Raw genomic sequence first — 2652 nt, forward strand, 5'->3', positions numbered from 1 at the left:
ACCTCGACGCCGTGAAGGACGAGCTCTCCAGGATCGCCCCGATGCCGGCGGTCTTCTACCCGGAGTACGTCAAGCGCCTGAGCGGCACCCACGTGAAGAAGGCTGCCACGAAGGCGGACATGGTGGAGGCGATCCGCGACGACATCCGCTCGTTCATGAAGGAGCGAGGCTGCGCGCGCGCGGTCACAGTCTGGTGCGGCTCGACGGAGATCTACCTCACCGAAACGAGCGTCCACCAGACGATCGAGGCTTTCGAGGCGGGGCTTCGCGCAAACGACCCCGCGATCTCGAGTTCACAGATCTATGCCTGGGCTTGCATGAAGGAGGGCGTGCCGTTCGCCAACGGCGCGCCGAACCTGGCCGTCGACACGCCAGTGCTGCGCAAGCTCGCCACCGAGCGCAACGTGGCGATCAGCGGCAAGGACTTCAAGACCGGCCAGACCCTCATGAAAACAATGATCGCTCCCGGGCTCAAGGCACGGATGCTCGGGATCAAAGGCTGGTACTCCACCAACATCCTCGGCAACCGAGACGGCGAAGTCCTCGACGATCCCGAAAGCTTCAAGTCGAAGGAGGTTTCCAAGCTTGGAGTCCTCGAAACGATCCTCCAGCCCGATGTCTACCCCGAGCTATACGGCGACCTTTATCACGTGGTGCGGATCAACTACTACCCACCACGGGGAGATGACAAAGAGGGCTGGGACAACATCGATATTTTCGGGTGGCTCAACTACCCGATGCAGATCAAGATCGACTTCCTTTGCAAGGATTCGATCCTGGCCGCCCCGATCGTCCTCGACCTGGCTCTGTTCATGGATCTGGCGGCGAGGGCCGGCAAGTCGGGAATCCAGGAGTGGCTCTCGTTCTACTTCAAGAGTCCACAAGCTGCCCCCGGCCTCTATCCGGAGAACGACCTTTTCATCCAACTCACAAAGATGAAGAACAACCTCCGCGCCATGATGGGCGAAGAGCTCATAACCCACCTCGGCACCGAGTACTACGAAGAAGACGAAGCGGATTGACGGCGAGCTAATCCTTTTCTTGGCGCAAACGGGCTAGACCCTGATAGGCGGTGGCGCAGGAGTGGGCTGTGTTTATCGAGGTTGCACGCAGATCTAGCGGCGGGCAGCTATCGATGGAGACGGCGGAGCGCGAAACCTCCCGCTAGGCGCGACTATCGGGACCCGTTGGTTACGGATAGGTTGGTATCACGTGCCACCTGGGGAAAGACCGAACCAGTGGCGCCTGATAGCGGGATTTGGGCTCGTCGGAGCCCTGGCTCTGACGTTGATCGTGCTGACGGCACAAGGTGGATCACCGCCTTCCCCACTGACCGCATCTCCTCCGGTGACGGCGGCCACGACCTCGGTAACCGCACCGCCGACCACGGCGCCGGTTGCGACCTCGACCACGACCGAAGGGCAACGATCGACCGAGGTTGAGGCCTTGTTACAGACACTCTGGTTCGGTTGGTTCGACGCCATCTACCGCAAAGACCCCGACGCCCTCTGGCCGGTAGTCGCGACGACGCGCTTTCACGATGCAGGGATCTCGGCGATGGATTCGATGGAGTTCGTCGTGGCGCCTACGGAAACCAACGTTCGAGTCGAGGGGACCAAAATTCTGTTGGATCGACCCGACTGTTTGGTCGTCGAGAACTTTATTGACATGACTGAGTTCCGGGGATCAGTCGGTGCCCCCACGGTCTCGGTTCTCTGGCCCGATTCCCGATACGGCTTCCGTTTCGCAACCGGGTGGAAATATGCGAACGACTTGTGGTTGATGGACTGCGACAACCTCCAACGGGAGGTGACGCCGTGAGGTACCTGGCGCTGGTGCTGGCGTTGGTGCTTCTTCCGATCAGAGCTTCCGGAGAGGTTGTCCAGTTCTGCTGGACTGATACAACTTGGGACGCCTACGACCGCCCCACGACCGTTACCCGTTGTCGCGTTTCTGGAACGATCATTGACTACGCGTCGGAGTACGAGGTTCCTCTGCGGTTGTATCCGGCGGTGAGTTCAGCCACCAACGGGACGTGTTGGTATTGGAGGACGGCTTGGACCGGCTGGGAGATGATCACCCGCTACTCCGACGGGTCGGCTGCCTTTGGTTTCGACTCGGACGGAACCCCGGGAGGTCCACTCAACGTCGACGTCACCTATCCGGTCTGCACGTCGGAACCGGTTGGGGCTCTACCGACCGATGCCATGGTGTGGGATCTGGTCAGGGACTACATCCACCAGATCCCAGAACCGGCCTTGAACCCGGCCGTGCCATGGGGACTGACCGGCGCTGAAACTCACTTGGGCTTGACCCCACCTCCAACGTTTGCCGATTCGATCGCCGGGCCAAATGGTGGAGAGCTCGAGGTCTTCGGTTCGGTAGCGGCCATCACCGTCGATTGGGGTGATGGATCAAGCCTGACCCTCGCCCCCGAGACATATCCACTTCTCAGCGGGTATCCCGACGGCGCCGCCCGGCACACCTACGAGGTCAAGACTTGCGAAGAGCCCGGGTCAACCCCGCGTTGCCACCCGTCCCTGAGCTCCTACCCACTTGAGGTTCGATACCAATGGTTCGTCCAATGGAGAATCGGCACGGAAGCCTGGACCACACTGGATGTCCCCGACACCACCGCAACGATCACCTACC

At 60.8% G+C, this 2652-nt stretch carries 3 protein-coding genes; all 3 read left to right on the plus strand.

Annotated elements, in window-relative coordinates:
• Window positions 1–1022: inositol-3-phosphate synthase (locus tag JJE47_14605; protein MBK5268655.1), on the plus strand; the 1022-nt coding region annotated here is incomplete at its 5' end.
• A gap of 190 nt (window positions 1023–1212) precedes the next feature.
• The gene (locus JJE47_14610; protein ID MBK5268656.1) at window positions 1213–1821 is read left to right on the plus strand and encodes a hypothetical protein; all 609 of its coding nucleotides are present in this window, start codon (window positions 1213–1215) and stop codon (window positions 1819–1821) included.
• Window positions 1818–2652: hypothetical protein (locus JJE47_14615; protein ID MBK5268657.1), on the plus strand; the 835-nt coding region annotated here is incomplete at its 3' end. The genes JJE47_14610 and JJE47_14615, both read left to right, overlap by 4 nt.

It is taken from the genome of Acidimicrobiia bacterium, from assembly GCA_016650365.1.
Classification (GTDB): Bacteria; Actinomycetota; Acidimicrobiia; order Spongiisociales; family JAENVV01; genus JAENVV01.